Annotated in this window: 15 protein-coding genes and 1 other annotated feature; of the genes, 5 read left to right on the forward strand and 10 right to left on the reverse strand. The window is 54.6% G+C overall.

Annotated features, from left to right (window positions below):
• Nucleotides 1-196 precede the first annotated feature (196 nt).
• Together gndA and ugd are read left to right on the forward strand one after the other, a co-directional pair.
• Nucleotides 197-1,603, forward strand: a complete 1,407-nt coding sequence (gndA, locus tag IM284_RS01640; RefSeq protein WP_028013772.1) for an NADP-dependent phosphogluconate dehydrogenase — start codon at nt 197-199, stop codon at nt 1,601-1,603.
• 225 nt (nt 1,604-1,828) lie between these two features.
• Nucleotides 1,829-2,995 (forward strand): UDP-glucose 6-dehydrogenase, encoded by a 1,167-nt coding sequence (ugd, locus tag IM284_RS01645; protein ID WP_047367917.1) that lies wholly within the window; start codon nt 1,829-1,831, stop codon nt 2,993-2,995.
• A 51-nt stretch (nt 2,996-3,046) separates the two neighbouring features.
• On the opposite strand, the gene IM284_RS01650 is transcribed toward ugd, so the two are convergent.
• Nucleotides 3,047-4,051, reverse strand: coding sequence for an NAD-dependent epimerase (locus IM284_RS01650; RefSeq protein ID WP_047367916.1), 1,005 nt, complete (start codon nt 4,049-4,051; stop codon nt 3,047-3,049).
• Between the two features lie 191 nt (nt 4,052-4,242).
• On the opposite strand from IM284_RS01650, the gene wzzB reads away from it, so the two are divergent.
• Nucleotides 4,243-5,223, forward strand: a complete 981-nt coding sequence (gene wzzB / locus IM284_RS01655; protein ID WP_047367915.1) for an LPS O-antigen chain length determinant protein WzzB — start codon at nt 4,243-4,245, stop codon at nt 5,221-5,223.
• Between the two features lie 40 nt (nt 5,224-5,263).
• Here wzzB and hisIE read toward each other — a convergent pair whose 3' ends face one another.
• The 9 genes from hisIE to hisL all read right to left on the reverse strand — a co-directional run bounded on the left by hisIE (nt 5,264) and on the right by hisL (nt 12,480).
• Complete coding sequence (gene hisIE / locus IM284_RS01660; RefSeq protein ID WP_047367914.1) at nt 5,264-5,875, reverse strand: bifunctional phosphoribosyl-AMP cyclohydrolase/phosphoribosyl-ATP diphosphatase HisIE; 612 nt, start codon at nt 5,873-5,875, stop codon at nt 5,264-5,266.
• The gene (hisF, locus tag IM284_RS01665) at nt 5,869-6,645 is read right to left on the reverse strand and encodes an imidazole glycerol phosphate synthase subunit HisF (RefSeq protein ID WP_047367913.1); all 777 of its coding nucleotides are present in this window, start codon (nt 6,643-6,645) and stop codon (nt 5,869-5,871) included. The genes hisIE and hisF overlap by 7 nt, the downstream gene beginning before the upstream one ends.
• Nucleotides 6,627-7,364 carry a 1-(5-phosphoribosyl)-5-[(5-phosphoribosylamino)methylideneamino]imidazole-4-carboxamide isomerase gene (gene hisA, locus IM284_RS01670; protein WP_041909171.1) on the reverse strand — a complete coding sequence of 246 codons (738 nt, stop codon included), beginning with the start codon at nt 7,362-7,364 and terminating at the stop codon, nt 6,627-6,629. Before hisA ends, hisF begins: the two co-directional genes overlap by 19 nt.
• The gene (hisH, locus tag IM284_RS01675) at nt 7,364-7,954 is read right to left on the reverse strand and encodes an imidazole glycerol phosphate synthase subunit HisH (RefSeq protein ID WP_047367912.1); all 591 of its coding nucleotides are present in this window, start codon (nt 7,952-7,954) and stop codon (nt 7,364-7,366) included. The genes hisA and hisH overlap by 1 nt, the downstream gene beginning before the upstream one ends.
• Nucleotides 7,954-9,021, reverse strand: a complete 1,068-nt coding sequence (gene hisB / locus IM284_RS01680; protein WP_028013764.1) for a bifunctional histidinol-phosphatase/imidazoleglycerol-phosphate dehydratase HisB — start codon at nt 9,019-9,021, stop codon at nt 7,954-7,956. Before hisB ends, hisH begins: the two co-directional genes overlap by 1 nt.
• Nucleotides 9,018-10,079, reverse strand: coding sequence for a histidinol-phosphate transaminase (gene hisC, locus IM284_RS01685; protein ID WP_047367911.1), 1,062 nt, complete (start codon nt 10,077-10,079; stop codon nt 9,018-9,020). Before hisC ends, hisB begins: the two co-directional genes overlap by 4 nt.
• The gene (hisD, locus tag IM284_RS01690; protein WP_193055703.1) at nt 10,076-11,380 is read right to left on the reverse strand and encodes a histidinol dehydrogenase; all 1,305 of its coding nucleotides are present in this window, start codon (nt 11,378-11,380) and stop codon (nt 10,076-10,078) included. The genes hisC and hisD overlap by 4 nt, the downstream gene beginning before the upstream one ends.
• Before the next feature lie 5 nt (nt 11,381-11,385).
• The gene (gene hisG, locus IM284_RS01695) at nt 11,386-12,285 is read right to left on the reverse strand and encodes an ATP phosphoribosyltransferase (protein ID WP_000886595.1); all 900 of its coding nucleotides are present in this window, start codon (nt 12,283-12,285) and stop codon (nt 11,386-11,388) included.
• A 45-nt stretch (nt 12,286-12,330) separates the two neighbouring features.
• Nucleotides 12,331-12,454, reverse strand: a sequence feature (His leader region).
• Nucleotides 12,430-12,480, reverse strand: coding sequence for a his operon leader peptide (hisL, locus tag IM284_RS01700; protein ID WP_001364200.1), 51 nt, complete (start codon nt 12,478-12,480; stop codon nt 12,430-12,432). It overlaps the preceding feature by 25 nt.
• Nucleotides 12,481-12,655: 175 nt before the next feature.
• Here hisL and IM284_RS01705 point away from each other — a divergent pair, with 175 nt between their 5' ends.
• Entirely contained in the window at nt 12,656-13,480 is an 825-nt protein-coding gene (locus IM284_RS01705) for an SDR family oxidoreductase (protein WP_028013761.1), read from the forward strand.
• A gap of 41 nt (nt 13,481-13,521) precedes the next feature.
• A complete protein-coding gene (locus tag IM284_RS01710) occupies nt 13,522-14,451 on the forward strand; it encodes a LysR substrate-binding domain-containing protein (RefSeq protein WP_047367910.1) in 930 nt (309 codons plus the stop codon).
• Nucleotides 14,452-14,667 lie beyond the last annotated feature (216 nt).

Below are 14,667 nucleotides of genomic sequence, written 5' to 3' on the forward strand. Positions count from 1 at the left end.
ACTATTAAAGAATATAAAAAGCAATGTATTTCAACGACGCAAAAATGACCACTTGATAAAGCCATGCTTTTGTTATGGCTAAAGTGTATTAATGACCATAATTACCTACCTCTGCTCTCGATTTCTGAGTTAAGATTATTCGATAATATATCCACCGGGAAGTACCTGGTGGGACCACACCTGACAGGAGTATGTAATGTCCAAGCAACAGATCGGCGTTGTCGGTATGGCAGTGATGGGGCGCAACCTGGCGCTCAACATCGAAAGCCGTGGTTATACCGTCTCCGTTTTCAACCGCTCCCGTGATAAGACTGAAGAAGTGATTGCCGAGAACCCAGGCAAGAAGCTGGTTCCTTTCTATACGGTGAAAGAGTTCGTTGAGTCTCTGGAAACGCCTCGTCGAATCCTGCTAATGGTGAAAGCGGGCGCAGGTACCGATGCAGCTATCGACTCCCTGAAGCCTTACCTCGAAAAAGGCGACATCATCATTGATGGCGGTAACACCTTCTTCCAGGACACCATTCGTCGTAACCGTGAATTGTCCGCTGAAGGCTTCAACTTCATCGGTACCGGTGTTTCCGGTGGTGAAGAGGGCGCGCTGAAAGGCCCATCTATCATGCCTGGTGGCCAGAAAGAAGCGTACGAACTGGTTGCGCCTATTCTGACTAAAATCGCTGCTGTTGCGGAAGATGGCGAGCCGTGTGTGACTTATATCGGTCCGGACGGTGCGGGTCACTATGTAAAAATGGTGCACAACGGCATCGAATACGGCGATATGCAGCTGATCGCAGAAGCATACTCCCTGCTGAAAGGCGGCCTGAATCTCTCTAATGAAGAGCTGGCTGAAACCTTTACCGAGTGGAACAAAGGCGAGCTGAACAGCTACCTGATCGACATCACCAAAGATATCTTCACGAAGAAAGATGAAGAAGGTAAATACCTGGTTGATGTGATTCTGGATGAAGCAGCGAACAAAGGTACCGGTAAATGGACCAGCCAGAGCTCTCTGGATCTGGGCGAGCCGCTGTCTCTGATCACCGAATCCGTCTTTGCGCGTTATATCTCTTCTCTGAAAGAGCAGCGCGTTGCGGCTTCTAAAGTGCTGTCAGGCCCACAGGCTAAACCAGCCGGTGACAAAGCTGAGTTCGTCGAGAAAGTTCGTCGCGCCCTGTACCTGGGTAAAATCGTCTCCTACGCGCAGGGCTTCTCACAGCTGCGTGCGGCGTCTGACGAGAATAACTGGGACCTGAACTACGGCGAGATCGCGAAGATCTTCCGCGCGGGTTGCATCATTCGTGCGCAGTTCCTGCAGAAAATCACCGATGCCTATGCTGAAAACGCAGGTATCGCTAACCTTCTGCTGGCACCGTACTTTAAGAAGATTGCAGACGAGTACCAGCAGGCGCTGCGTGACGTGGTTGCCTACGCTGTACAGAACGGTATCCCGGTTCCAACCTTCTCCGCTGCGGTGGCGTATTACGATAGCTACCGCGCTGCCGTTCTGCCTGCCAACCTGATTCAGGCACAGCGTGACTATTTCGGCGCGCATACTTACAAGCGCACGGATAAAGAAGGCGTGTTCCACACCGAATGGATGGAATAAGTTAACTTACTCGCTTTCATCAAACCCGGAGCCTGTCTCCGGGTTTTTTTATGCAAAAAATGCCGCGCATTATTCGAAGTAGTCTGAATCTCATCCCCCTCGTTGTGATTACTCCTGGTTTGCCTTGACAGTGCTGTTTGCCAGGAGGTACAAAGCCCAACAGTTATGTTTATCGCGATGGTCTGCTGGCCATCAATACAGTTAACTAAAAGAAGTCATTAGCGAATGAAAATAACAATTTCCGGAACAGGGTATGTCGGTCTTTCTAACGGCATTCTGATTGCTCAGAACCATGAAGTGGTTGCGCTGGATATCGTGCAGGCCAAAGTGGATATGCTCAATCAGAAGAAATCGCCGATTGTCGACAAAGAAATCCAGGACTATCTCAGCAACAAACCGCTGAATTTCCGCGCCACGACAGATAAAGAAGATGCATACCGCGATGCGGATTACGTCATCATTGCGACGCCTACTGACTACGATCCAAAAACCAATTACTTCAACACCTCAACCGTAGAAGCGGTTATCAAAGATGTTATTGCGGTCAATCCTGATGCGGTGATGGTTATTAAATCAACCATTCCTGTCGGCTTTACCAAAGCCATCAAAGAAAAGTTTGGTATCGATAATATTTTCTTCTCGCCTGAGTTCCTGCGTGAGGGGAGAGCGCTTTATGATAACCTGCATCCTTCCCGTATCGTTATTGGCGAACGCTCTGATCGCGCTGAACGTTTCGCTGCGCTGCTTCAGGAAGGCGCAGTGAAGAAAGATATTCCGGTGCTGTTCACAGACTCCACCGAAGCGGAGGCGATTAAGCTTTTCGCAAACACCTATCTGGCAATGCGAGTCGCGTACTTCAATGAGCTCGACAGCTATGCAGAAAGTCTTGGGCTTAACACCCGCCAGATTATTGAAGGGGTTTGCCTCGACCCGCGTATTGGTAACCACTACAACAACCCGTCATTTGGCTACGGCGGTTATTGCCTGCCAAAAGATACCAAGCAGCTGCTGGCAAACTACCAGGCTGTACCGAATAATCTCATTTCTGCGATTGTTGACGCTAACCGTACGCGTAAAGATTTCATCTCCGATTCTATTCTTGCGCGCCAGCCGAAAGTGGTCGGCGTGTATCGTCTGATCATGAAGAGCGGTTCCGATAACTTCCGCGCCTCTTCCATTCAGGGGATCATGAAGCGCATCAAGGCGAAAGGCGTTGAGGTTATTATTTATGAACCGGCCATGCAGGAAGATCAGTTCTTCAATTCCCGCGTGATCCGCGATCTGGATGCTTTTAAGAAGGAAGCGGATGTCATCATCTCGAACCGTATGGCCGAAGAGCTGGCTGACGTCGCTGACAAAGTCTATACCCGCGATCTGTTCGGTAGCGACTAATTCTCTTACGTTAAAATAAAAAACCCGGCTGATTTGCCGGGTTTTTTATTTTCAGACCTTGTAAAACTCGCGGTACCAGTCAACGAAGTTCTTCACGCCGTCTTTAACCGAGGTTTGCGGTTTGAAACCGATCACGTCATAGAGCGCTTTCGTGTCGGCGCTGGTTTCCAGGACGTCGCCCGGCTGGAGTGGCAACATATTTTTCTCGGCTTTCTTACCCAGCGCCTCTTCCAGCGCGGTGATGTAGTCCATCAGTTCTACCGGCGAACTGTTACCGATGTTGTAAACGCGGTAAGGTGCTGAACTGGTTGCCGGTGAGCCAGTCTCGACGGTCCAGTTTGCGTCAGGATGGGGAATAACATCCTGCAGGCGGATAATTGCTTCAGCGATATCATCGATGTAGGTGAAATCGCGCTTCATCTTGCCGTAGTTATAGACATCGATGCTTTTGCCTTCAATCATCGCCTTAGTAAACTTAAACAGCGCCATGTCCGGGCGTCCCCACGGACCGTATACGGTAAAGAAGCGCAATCCGGTGGTCGGCAGGTTGTAGAGATGCGAATAGGTGTGCGACATCAGCTCATTGGCTTTTTTGGTCGCGGCATAGAGTGAAACCGGGTGATCTACGGAATCGGCAGTGGAGAAGGGCATCTTACGGTTGAGGCCATATACGGAGCTGGATGAGGCATACAGCAAATGCTGAACGTGGTTATGGCGGCAGCCTTCCAGCACGTTGAGGTGGCCAATAAGGTTGGCATCGGCGTACGCATGCGGGTTTTCCAGGGAGTAGCGTACGCCTGCCTGTGCGGCCAGGTGAATAACGCGATCGAACTTCTCGTCAGCGAAAAGCGCAGCCATACCTTCCCGGTCAGCTAATTCCATCTTGTGGAAGGTGAATCGCTCAGATTGTAGCCGTTCCAGACGTGCCAGCTTTAAATTAACATCGTAATAGTCGTTCAGGTTATCAATACCGACAACCTCATGACCGCCCTCAATGAGGCGTTTGCTGACATTCGAACCGATAAAACCCGCTGCACCCGTTACCAGAAATTTCATATCTTTCCTCAAATACCTAACGCTTACAGATGCGATAACGCATCACATAGTGACTATGATAGCGCGAAGGGGGCGAGTTACATAACGCATCTTTCCGATATAACTCATCGGATTCTTATAGAAAAATCCTCAGCAATATATACACTATGCAAACATAATAATTTTCCCCCTTTTTATCTGTTAGGGATTGTATGACGCAAAACAACAATAGTCCGGTCAGCCGAAGCAATGACCCTGAGCACATTGATTTACTTGCATTAATGCTACAGCTGTGGCGTGGGAAGTGGACGATAGCAATTTTTGTTTTTGTTTTTATTGCCATGGCGATAGGATATCTATCAGTCGCAAAGGAAAAGTGGACCTCACGGGCGATTATTGCACAACCAGATGCGGCCCAGATAGCGACTTATTCAAATGCATTGAACATCCTCTACGGCAGCGCTGCCCCTTCGATGCTGGACATTCAAACGCGCGCTATTGGACGTTTTAACTCTTCTTTCTCAGCGTTATCGCAGGCGCTGGACAATCAGGACGTGCCAGAAAAACTGACCATTGAGCCTGCTGTTAAAGGGGAAACGTTGCCATTAACCGTCTCCTATATCAGCACTTCTGCTGAAGCGGCTCAAAAGCAGTTAGCGCAGTACATTCAGCAAGTAGATGAACAGACGGCAAAAGAACTTGCCCTTGACCTCAAGGACAATATCAAGGAACAGATTAAATCCCTGAACGATTCTCTGGTAAGCCAGGAAAAGGTCGCTCAAGAGCAGAAAGAGCTGCGAATCAAACAGATTGCTGAGGCGCTGAAAAATGCTGAGGCGGCGAAAATTACCTCGCCGCGCATTCAGCAAACCCAGGATGTGACTCAGGAAACGATGTTTCTGCTGGGAAGCGACGGTCTGAAATCGATGATTGACAATGAAGCGTCACGCCCGCTGGTCTTTTCTGCTGCTTACTATCAGACCAGACAAAACTTGCTGGATATTCAAAATCTGAACGTAAACCCGGATACTATCCACGTCTACCGTTACGTTATGAAACCAAATCTGCCTGTACATCGTGACAGCCCCAAAAAACCAATCATTCTGACTCTTGCCGTGCTGCTGGGCTTGATGATGGGTTCTGTAGTGGTACTGGCGCGTAACGCACTGCGAAACTACAAACCAAAAGCCTGATTTGCAGATTAAAAAAAACCGGGGAAATTCCCCGGTTTTTTTATTTATGACGCTTTCGAAGATTCTCAATCACCGCCGTCAAATCCAGCTCCTGATCCTGCAGCAGCACCAGCAGGTGATACATCAAATCCGACGCTTCATTCGTCAACTCTTCCCGGTCGTGTACTGTCGCGGCCAGCGCCGTCTCAACGCCTTCTTCACCCACCTTCTGCGCAATACGCTTAGTCCCGCTGGCATACAGCTTCGCGGTATAGGAGCTCTCAGGATCCGCGGATTTACGCTCCGCCAGGAGTTGCTCAAGCTGGTACAGGAACAGCCACTGGTGGCTCGCCTCGCCGAAGCAGCTGCTGGTGCCTTTATGGCAGGTTGGGCCGATTGGGTTTGCCAGCACCAGCAGGGTGTCGTTATCGCAGTCAGGCGTCATGCTGACCACGTTCAGGTAATGACCCGAAGTTTCCCCCTTGGTCCACAGGCGCTGCTTCGTGCGCGAGAAAAACGTCACTTTGCCGCTGTCGATTGTTTTTGCCAGCGCGTCCTGGTTCATGTATCCCAGCATCAGCACTTCGCCTGAGACGGCATGCTGTACAACCACCGGCAGTAATCCGTCAGTTTTTTCCCAGTCCAGCTGCGCCTGTTGTTGCTCTGTTAACATACCCTGATCTCCACGCCCTGGTCGGCCAGGTACGTTTTTAACTCGCCAATATTGATAATCTGTTTGTGGAACACGGACGCGGCCAGCGCACCGTCGACGTTCGCATCGCGGAAAGCTTCCAGGAAGTGTTCCATGGTGCCCGCGCCGCCGGAGGCAATCAGCGGAACGTGGCACACCGTGCGAACTTTCTTCAGCTGCTCGAGATCGTAACCGTTACGCACGCCGTCCTGGTTCATCATGTTCAGCACAATCTCACCTGCGCCGCGCTTCTGCACTTCCTGCACCCAGTCGAGCGTTTCCCACTGCGTCACGCGCGTCCGGCTTTCATCGCCGGTATATTGGTTAACGTGATATTTGCCGGTCGCGGCGTCGAACCAGGTATCAATCCCTACCACTATGCACTGCACGCCAAAGCGATCGGCCAGGCGGGTAATCAGTTCCGGCTCGGCCAGAGCAGGGGAGTTGATGGAAATCTTGTCGGCGCCAAAAGAGAGAATTTTGGCGGCGTCATCAGCAGACTTAATCCCGCCCGCCACGCAGAACGGAATATCAATCACTTCCGCCACGCGCGCGACCCAGCTTTTATCGACCACGCGGCCATCGCTGGAGGCGGTGATATCATAGAAGACCAGTTCGTCAGCGCCTTCATCGGCATAGCGTTTTGCCAGCGGGACGATATCGCCAATGATCTCGTGGTTGCGGAACTGCACGCCTTTCACAACCTGACCATCGCGCACGTCAAGACAAGGAATTATCCGTTTTGCCAGCATTGAATCGCCTCCGTCACCGTAAATTTACCTTCCAGCAGGGCCCGGCCCACAATCACGCCCTGTACCCCCGTTCCGCGCAGCGCGGCGATATCGGCTAAGTCACCGATGCCGCCAGATGACTGGAATGCCACCTGCGGATAACGGGCGCAAACTTCTTCGTATAAAGAAACGTTGGAACCCGCCAGCGTGCCGTCGCGCGAGATGTCCGTGCACAGCACGTGCTTCAGGCCCACAGGGAGATACGTCTCGACCAGCGCTTCCAGCGTTACGCCGGAGTTTTCCTGCCAGCCGCTGACCGCCACCTGCTTATTACCCTGTTCGTCAATGCGCACGTCCAGCGCCAGTACCAGCGCGTCGGCGCCAAAGCGGCGGAACCAGCCCTTCACCGTCTCAGGCTCTTTCACGGCGGTTGAACCGACCACCACGCGCGCCACGCCCGCATCCAGCAGAGCCGCCACGTCGTCTTCGGTGCGCACGCCGCCGCCGACCTGCACGGGCACGTCAACACCAGCAACCAGTTTTTTCAGCAGCGGGATCTGGCGCTTCGCCGGATCTTTCGCGCCCGTTAAATCCACCAGATGCAGCACCTGTGCACCCTGGGCGGCATAATCCTGCAGGCGCGGTAGCGGGTCCTTTCCGTAGTCGCGCTGTTGACCGTAATCGCCCTGATGAAGACGGACAACCGTGCCGTCGATTAAATCTAAAGCGGGAATAATCATCACATCTCCAGGAAGTTTTTCAGCAGCTGCGCGCCCGCGGCGCCAGAGCGTTCCGGGTGAAACTGCACGCCGAAGAAATTGTCTTTCTGCACCGCCGCGGTAAACGCCTCGCCGTAAGTGCACTGGGCGATGGTATTGACGTTCACCGGCATGGCGTAACTGTGCACGAAGTAAAAGTACGCGCCGTCTTCGATGCCGCGAAACAGCCGGTCACCCGCTTTGGCGTACACGCGGTTCCAGCCCATATGCGGCAGAGGCAGGCCGTGGTCGGTCATTTTCGGTACGTCTTCGTCGATAATGCCCAGCAGGTCAACGCCGTTGCTCTCTTCGCTGCGGCGGCCAAGAAGCTGCATGCCCAGGCAAATCCCCAGCACCGGCTGGGTACAGGCCTTGATAAGATCGACCAGCTCGCGGGCGTGGATCTGATCCATCGCCGCCTGCGCGGTGCCAACGCCCGGTAGGAAAAGCTTGTCAGCGCGCAATACAATGTCCGGATCGCGGCTCACCACCGGCTCATAGCCGTGGCGCGCGATGGCCGATTTCACGGAGTTGAGGTTGGCGCATCCGGTATCCAGAATCACCACGTTCATTACAACACTCCTTTCGACGAGGGCAGGGCATCGCCTTCCACGCGGATCGCCTGGCGAAGCGTACGGCCAAAGGCTTTAAACAGGCTCTCCACGCGGTGGTGATCGTTTTTGCCTTTGGTTTTCAGGTGCAGCGTCAGTCCCATGGTGTAGGACAGGGAACGGAAGAAGTGCTCCACCATTTCGGTGCTGAGATCGCCGACGCGCTGGTAGGTGAAATCAGCTTTGTATTCCAGGTGCGGACGACCCGAGATGTCCATGGCGCAGCGCGCCAGGCACTCGTCCATCGGCAGGACGAAGCCGAAACGGTTGATGCCGCGCTTGTCGCCGAGCGCCAGCTTCAGGGCTTCACCCAGCGCCAGGCCGGTATCTTCCACGGTGTGGTGATCGTCAATATAAAGGTCGCCTTTTACCGCGATCTCCATGCGGAAACCGCCGTGGGTGGCAATCTGGTCCAGCATGTGGTCAAAGAAACCGACGCCGGTGTGGATCTTGCTGCCGCCTTCACGGTCCAGCCAGACTTTTACATCAATCTGCGTCTCTTTGGTGTTACGCTCAACGTGGGAATAGCGGTCGCGTTTTGTCAGTTGCTCGCCAATCTTTGCCCAGTTAAGGTCGTTACGATCGTAGCGCAGCCCCGCGATGCCCATGTTTTCCGCCAGCGTAATATCGGTGATGCGATCGCCGATGACGTAGCTGTTGGTTTTATCCAGCATATCTTCGGCCAGATAGCGCTCAACCAGCTTCACCTTTGGCTTACGGCAGTCGCACTCGTCGGCTGGCATGTGCGGGCAAATCAGCACTTCATCAAATACCACGCCCTGAGAGGTCAGCACCTGCATCATCAGGTTATGCGGGCCGTCAAAGTCCGCCTGCGGGAAACTGTCCGTACCCAGACCGTCCTGGTTGGTAATCATTACCAGCTTATAGCCCGCTTTCTGAAGCTTAAGCAGCACCGGGATCACGTCCGGTTCAAAAGCCAGCTTGTCGAAACGATCGACCTGGAAATCGGCTGGTGGCTCCGAAATAAGGGTGCCGTCACGATCGATGAAAAGGATCTTCTGGGTCATACTTTCTCCGCTTTCAGGGCGTCAATGACGCGCTGGCTCTCTGCGCGGGTGCCTACGGTGATACGTAAACAGCCACTCAGGGAAGGTTGTTTATTCTGGTCTCGTAAGATAATGCCCTGATCCCATAAAGATTTAAATACGGCACTGGAGGCGGTGAAGCGCGCCAGGATGTAGTTGGTTTCCGAGTCGAACACCTGCTCGACGCAAGGGATGTCTTTCAGCGCGGTGACAAGGTACTGACGTTCCTCCAGGATCTGCGCCACGCGTTCGCGCATCGCGTTGATACCCTGAGGCGTCAGCGCCTGTGCCGCAATATCGGCAACCGGCGTTGAGAGCGGGTACGGGGCGATCACTTTCAGCAGCAGGTCGATGACCTCTTTATTCGCCAGCGTAAACCCGCAGCGCAGGCCCGCGAGGGCGAAGGCTTTTGACAACGTGCGCAGCACAACGAGATGCGGATACTCTTCCAGCCAGCCCGTCAGCGTCGCCTGCGGGCAGAACTCGATGTAGGCCTCGTCGGCCACCACCAGCGCTTTACCACGGGTCATCTCCAGCAGGGTGCGGATATCCTGCGGGTTAATAATCTGCCCGGTGGGGTTATTTGGGCTGCAGACGAAGACGACCTTCACGCCGTCGAGATTGTCGGCAATGCCCTGTAAATCGAGCTGCCAGTTCTCCAGCGCCTGGACGTTGCGGCACGCCACGCCGAAGGTTTCGGCGCTGACGCTGTACATTCCGTACGTGGGCTGGCAGTACATCACCGCGTCTTTGCCCGGCTCGCAGAACGCGCGGATCAGCAGCTCAATGCCCTCATCCGCGCCGCGGCTGACCAGTACCTGCTCCGGCTTCACACCCGCGTACCGGGCGTAGTTTTCAATCACCGCTTTTGGCTGACATTCCGGATAGCGGTTCAGCGTTTGCTGCGACAGCTCAAACTGCACCGCAGTCGGGAATTCGTTGGCGTTCAGCCAGACGTCCCCGTTTCCGCCCAGACGACGCGCAGACTGGTAAGGCGTCAGGCGGCGGACATTTTCGCGGGCTAATTCTTCAATGTTCATGCTTGCTCCTTCAGGGCGGCAACGCGCAGCGTCACGGCGTTTTTGTGGGCAGTCAGACGCTCAGCGGCGGCCAGGGTTTCAATAGTAGAAGCCAGTGAGGCAAACCCGTCACGGGAGAGTTCCTGCACGGTCATGCGTTTCTGGAAATCCGCCAGGCCGAGGCTGGAACAGGTAGAGGTGTAGCCATACGTTGGCAGCACGTGGTTGGTGCCGGAGGCGTAATCCCCCGCGGACTCCGGTGACCAGTCGCCGAGGAACACCGAGCCCGCGCTGGTGATGCTGTCGACCAGATCGCGCGCGCTGCGGGTCTGAATAATCAGGTGTTCCGGGCCGTACTGGTTGGAGATGGCGATGCACTGCTCGAGATCGCGCGCCACAATCAGGCGGCTGGCCGCTAACGCCTGACGTGCCGTGTCGGCGCGGGGCAGGTCGGCAAGCTGGCGTTCAACGGCTTCGCCCACGCGTTTCGCCATATCGGCATCCGGCGTCAGCAGGATGACCTGCGAGTCCGGGCCGTGTTCCGCCTGTGAAAGCAGGTCGGAGGCCACGAAGTCCGGCGTTGCGCCGCTGTCGGCAATGACCAGCACTTCAGACGGACCGGCAGGCATATCGATGGCAGCGCCGTCGAGACGCTGGCTGACCTGACGCTTGGCTTCGGTCACATACGCATTGCCCGGGCCAAAAATTTTGTCGACCTTAGGAATGGACTCCGTCCCGAACGCCAGGGCGGAAATCGCCTGCGCGCCGCCCACTTTATAGACCGCCTGTACGCCGCAGAGTTTTGCCGCGTAGAGGATCTCATCGGCGATCGGTGGCGGAGAGCACAGCACTACTTTCTGGCATCCGGCGATACGCGCCGGCGTGGCGAGCATTAATACGGTCGAAAACAGCGGCGCTGAACCACCAGGGATATAAAGCCCCACTGACGCCACCGGGCGCGTCACCTGCTGGCAGCGCACGCCGGGCAGGGTTTCGACATCCACGGTCTGCAGCTTCTGCGCGGTGTGGAAGGTATCAATATTTTTCACCGCGACGGCCATCGCCTGCTTGATATCGTCACCGAGACGATTACTGGCATCAATGATTTCCTGCTCCGTAACCTGCAATGCGCCGACTTCCGTCTTATCAAACTTCACGCTGTATTCACGCAGGGCGTCATCGCCGCGGGCTTTAACGTTATCCAGGATCTCCGCCACGGTGCGAGAGATGCTTTCAGAGGCGGAAATTGCCGGGCGCATCAGCAGCTCGCGCTGTTGCTCGTCGCTACAATTATTCCAGTCGATGATTGTGTTGAAGCTCATGGCCATTACTCCATCATCTTCTCAATTGGCAGCACCAGGATGGAGCTTGCGCCCAGCGCCTTCAGTTTTTCCATGGTTTCCCAGAACAGGGTTTCGCTGCTCACCATGTGCATCGCCACGCGCTGCTGATCGCCAGCCAGCGGCAGGATGGTTGGTCGCTCAGCGCCCGGCAGCAGGGCAATCACTTCATCCAGACGCTCGGTTGGGGCGTGCATCATGATGTATTTGGACTCACGCGCCTGAATCACGCCCTGAATACGGGTCAGCAGCTTGTCGATCAACTGCTGTTTGGCGTCGGCCATCTCGCCGTCGCGCTGAATCAGGCACGCTTTAGAGCGGTAAATCACTTCCACTTCGCGCAGACCGTTCGCTTCCAGCGTCGCGCCGGTCGAGACGAGGTCACAGATGGCGTCCGCCAGACCCGCACGCGGTGCAACTTCAACGGAGCCGTTCAGCAGGCAGGATTTAAACTGCACGCCTTTCTGGTCGAGATAACGCTTCAACAGGTGAGGGTAAGAGGTGGCGATACGTTTGCCGTTCAGCGCGGCCGGGCCGTCCCACGCTTCATCAACCGGCGTGGCCAGCGACAGGCGGCAGCCGCCGAAGTCCAGACGACGCAGGGTGAAGTAACGCGGGTCTTCACCCTGCGCGCGGCGGGTCAGCAGCTCTTCTTCCAGCACGTTTTCACCGATGATGCCGAGGTCAACGACGCCGTCCATCACAAGGCCGGGAATATCGTCATCACGCACGCGCAGAATGTCGATCGGCATGTTTTCAGCCAGAGCAATCAGGCGCTGGGTGTGCAGGTTGATTTTGATCCCGCAGCGGGCCAGCAGTTCGCGTGAATCGTCACTCAAACGGCCTGATTTTTGAATAGCTATGCGTAAACGTGAGTTATCTAACATTCTTTATTCCTCGTTAACCTGTTTTAACCTGTCTGAATTTGGTCCAAAAAAAAGCCCCCGGAAGAAGATCTTCCGGGGGCTTTTTCATGCGTTCATGCACCACTGGAAGATCCAAACGTCTTCCAGCACACATCGCCTGAAAGACTAGTCAGGATGATGGTGATGATGGTGGTGTTTAAATTGAACGCGTGTCATATAAATTCTCGATGAATGCTTATTCATTTGATGTCTTTTAACCTAAACCAGTTGTACGACATATTGCAAGGGCTTTTTTTGATCATTAATTCATTTCATATTGATGCTATGAATTGTGTGTTCTGCCGGGCTGGCGTAGCCTTATGAAAGACGAGTGAGAGTCAGGAGAATTCGCATGAAAAAGGTCGCGATTGTCGGTTTAGGATGGCTGGGAATGCCGCTGGCGATGTCATTAGCCGCGAAAGGCTGGCAGGTGACCGGGAGCAAGACCACCCGGGATGGGGTCGAAGCGGCACGCATGTGCGGTATTGATGGCGTTGAACTGCGTCTGGAGCCGGAGCTGGTGTGTGATGCGGACGATCTGGACACGCTGATGAACGTAGATGCGCTGGTGATTACGCTACCCGCACGGCGCAGTGGCCCGGGCGAATCATTCTACCTGCAGGCGATGCAGGAGATTGTCGACAGCGCGCTGGCGCATCACGTCCCGCGCATAATTTTTACCAGCTCGACGTCGGTTTATGGCGATGCTGAGGGCGTGGTGAAAGAGAGTTCCGAGCGCCGTCCCGTAACCGCGAGCGGTCAGGTCCTGAAAGAGCTGGAAGACTGGCTGCATAACCTTCCCGGCACGCAGGTCGATATCGTTCGTCTGGCGGGGCTGGTTGGCCCGGGGCGTCATCCGGGGCGCTTCTTTGCCGGTAAGACGGCACCAGACGGTCAACATGGCGTGAATCTTGTGCATCTTGAAGATGTTATTGGCGCGATTGAGCTACTCTTACAGGCTCCAAAAGGCGGACACATCTATAATATATGTGCACCGTCTCATCCGGCGCGCAGCACGTTTTACCCGCTCATGGCACGCCAGCTTGGGTTGGCTCCGCCGGTTTTTGGTGAGGCAAAGAACGAAAGTAAAGGCAAAATTGTTGATGGCAATCGCATTTGCCATGAGCTGGGGTTTGAGTATCAGTATCCCGATCCGCTGGTGATGCCCATGGAATAAACCCCGCAGCGGAGACAATCGCACACCAGAAGGGGGCGAGCATGAAACCGCTGCTGGATGTTCTTATTATTCTGGATGCACTGGAAAAAGAGGGGAGCTTTGCGGCTGCCTCGGCAAAGCTTTACAAAACCCCTTCGGCCCTGAGCTACACCGTTCAAAAACTGGAAAGCGATCTTAACATACAGATCCTCGATCGCTCCGGGCACCGCGCGCGGTTTACCCGCACCGGGCAGATGCTGCTGGAAAAAGGTCGTGACGTTCTTCATACCGTTCGCGAGCTGGAAAAGCAGGCCGTCAAGCTCCATCAGGGATGGGAGAATGAGCTGGTGATTGGCGTGGATGATACCTTTCCGTTTTCTCTGCTGACGCCGCTCATTGAAGCGTTTTACCAGCATCACAGCGTCACCCGGCTGATCTTCATCAACGGGGTGCTGGGCGGCTCCTGGGAGGCTTTAACCCAGGGCAGGGCGGACATCTTTGTCGGTGCCCTGCATGAGCCTCCCCAGTTGAGTGACTTTGGTTTTGCCCGCCTGGGCGTGCTGGAGCAGGTATTTGCCGTGGCGCCCCATCATCCGCTGGCTCAGGAGCCTGAGCCTCTTAACCGCCGCGTTATTAAGGGGTACCGCGCAATAGTAGTCGGGGACAGCTCGCGCCCCGAATGTGCGGTTTCCTCGCAGCTGCTGGATGAGCAGGAGGCCATTACCGTTTTTGACTTTAAAACCAAGCTGGAGCTGCAAATTAGCGGTCTGGGCTGCGGCTATTTGCCGCGCTATCTGGCGCAGCGCTTTATTGATAGCGGTGCGCTTGTTGAAAAACAGGTGCTTGCGCAAAGCAGTAACGAATCGGTGTGGGTCGGCTGGAATGAACAAACCGCCGGGCTGGCCAGCGCCTGGTGGCGGGACGAAATTTTAGCAAATAGTGCTATCGCTGCAGTTTACTCTCAGGGGAGCGCCGAGAAATCAGCCAGTTAGAAAAAAGAAAATGACCCGGTGCGTTGCAAAGTATTGCCTTTTGTATCCGATGTGGGGCAAAATGCCGCCGCTGCAACCAAATGAATAATCGACGATATAAAAGGCGTCGGTTATTTTTTTTTGCATGTACGAAACGAAACTAAAAACCAAGAGGCCGGGCTTCGTACCGGATAGATATTTACTAAAATCCGACAGTTGTTGTCGCTGAGGAAGAAA

This window comes from Enterobacter cloacae complex sp. P12RS, assembly GCF_014895875.1.
GTDB lineage: Bacteria > Pseudomonadota > Gammaproteobacteria > Enterobacterales > Enterobacteriaceae > Enterobacter > Enterobacter bugandensis.

What these genes read in the sequence shown, in the direction of transcription:
- hisH (WP_047367912.1), bottom strand. Translation starts at nt 7,954, where the DNA reads ATGAACGTGGTGATTCTGGATACCGGATGCGCCAACCTCAACTCCGTG.
- hisIE (WP_047367914.1), bottom strand. Translation starts at nt 5,875, where the DNA reads ATGTTAACAGAGCAACAACAGGCGCAGCTGGACTGGGAAAAAACTGAC.
- IM284_RS01710 (WP_047367910.1), top strand. Translation starts at nt 13,522, where the DNA reads ATGAAACCGCTGCTGGATGTTCTTATTATTCTGGATGCACTGGAAAAA.
- hisB (WP_028013764.1), bottom strand. Translation starts at nt 9,021, where the DNA reads ATGACCCAGAAGATCCTTTTCATCGATCGTGACGGCACCCTTATTTCG.
- IM284_RS01650 (WP_047367916.1), bottom strand. Translation starts at nt 4,051, where the DNA reads ATGAAATTTCTGGTAACGGGTGCAGCGGGTTTTATCGGTTCGAATGTC.
- hisG (WP_000886595.1), bottom strand. Translation starts at nt 12,285, where the DNA reads ATGTTAGATAACTCACGTTTACGCATAGCTATTCAAAAATCAGGCCGT.
- gndA (WP_028013772.1), top strand. Translation starts at nt 197, where the DNA reads ATGTCCAAGCAACAGATCGGCGTTGTCGGTATGGCAGTGATGGGGCGC.
- hisC (WP_047367911.1), bottom strand. Translation starts at nt 10,079, where the DNA reads ATGAACATTGAAGAATTAGCCCGCGAAAATGTCCGCCGCCTGACGCCT.
- ugd (WP_047367917.1), top strand. Translation starts at nt 1,829, where the DNA reads ATGAAAATAACAATTTCCGGAACAGGGTATGTCGGTCTTTCTAACGGC.
- wzzB (WP_047367915.1), top strand. Translation starts at nt 4,243, where the DNA reads ATGACGCAAAACAACAATAGTCCGGTCAGCCGAAGCAATGACCCTGAG.
- hisD (WP_193055703.1), bottom strand. Translation starts at nt 11,380, where the DNA reads ATGAGCTTCAACACAATCATCGACTGGAATAATTGTAGCGACGAGCAA.
- hisA (WP_041909171.1), bottom strand. Translation starts at nt 7,364, where the DNA reads ATGATTATTCCCGCTTTAGATTTAATCGACGGCACGGTTGTCCGTCTT.
- IM284_RS01705 (WP_028013761.1), top strand. Translation starts at nt 12,656, where the DNA reads ATGAAAAAGGTCGCGATTGTCGGTTTAGGATGGCTGGGAATGCCGCTG.
- hisF (WP_047367913.1), bottom strand. Translation starts at nt 6,645, where the DNA reads ATGCTGGCAAAACGGATAATTCCTTGTCTTGACGTGCGCGATGGTCAG.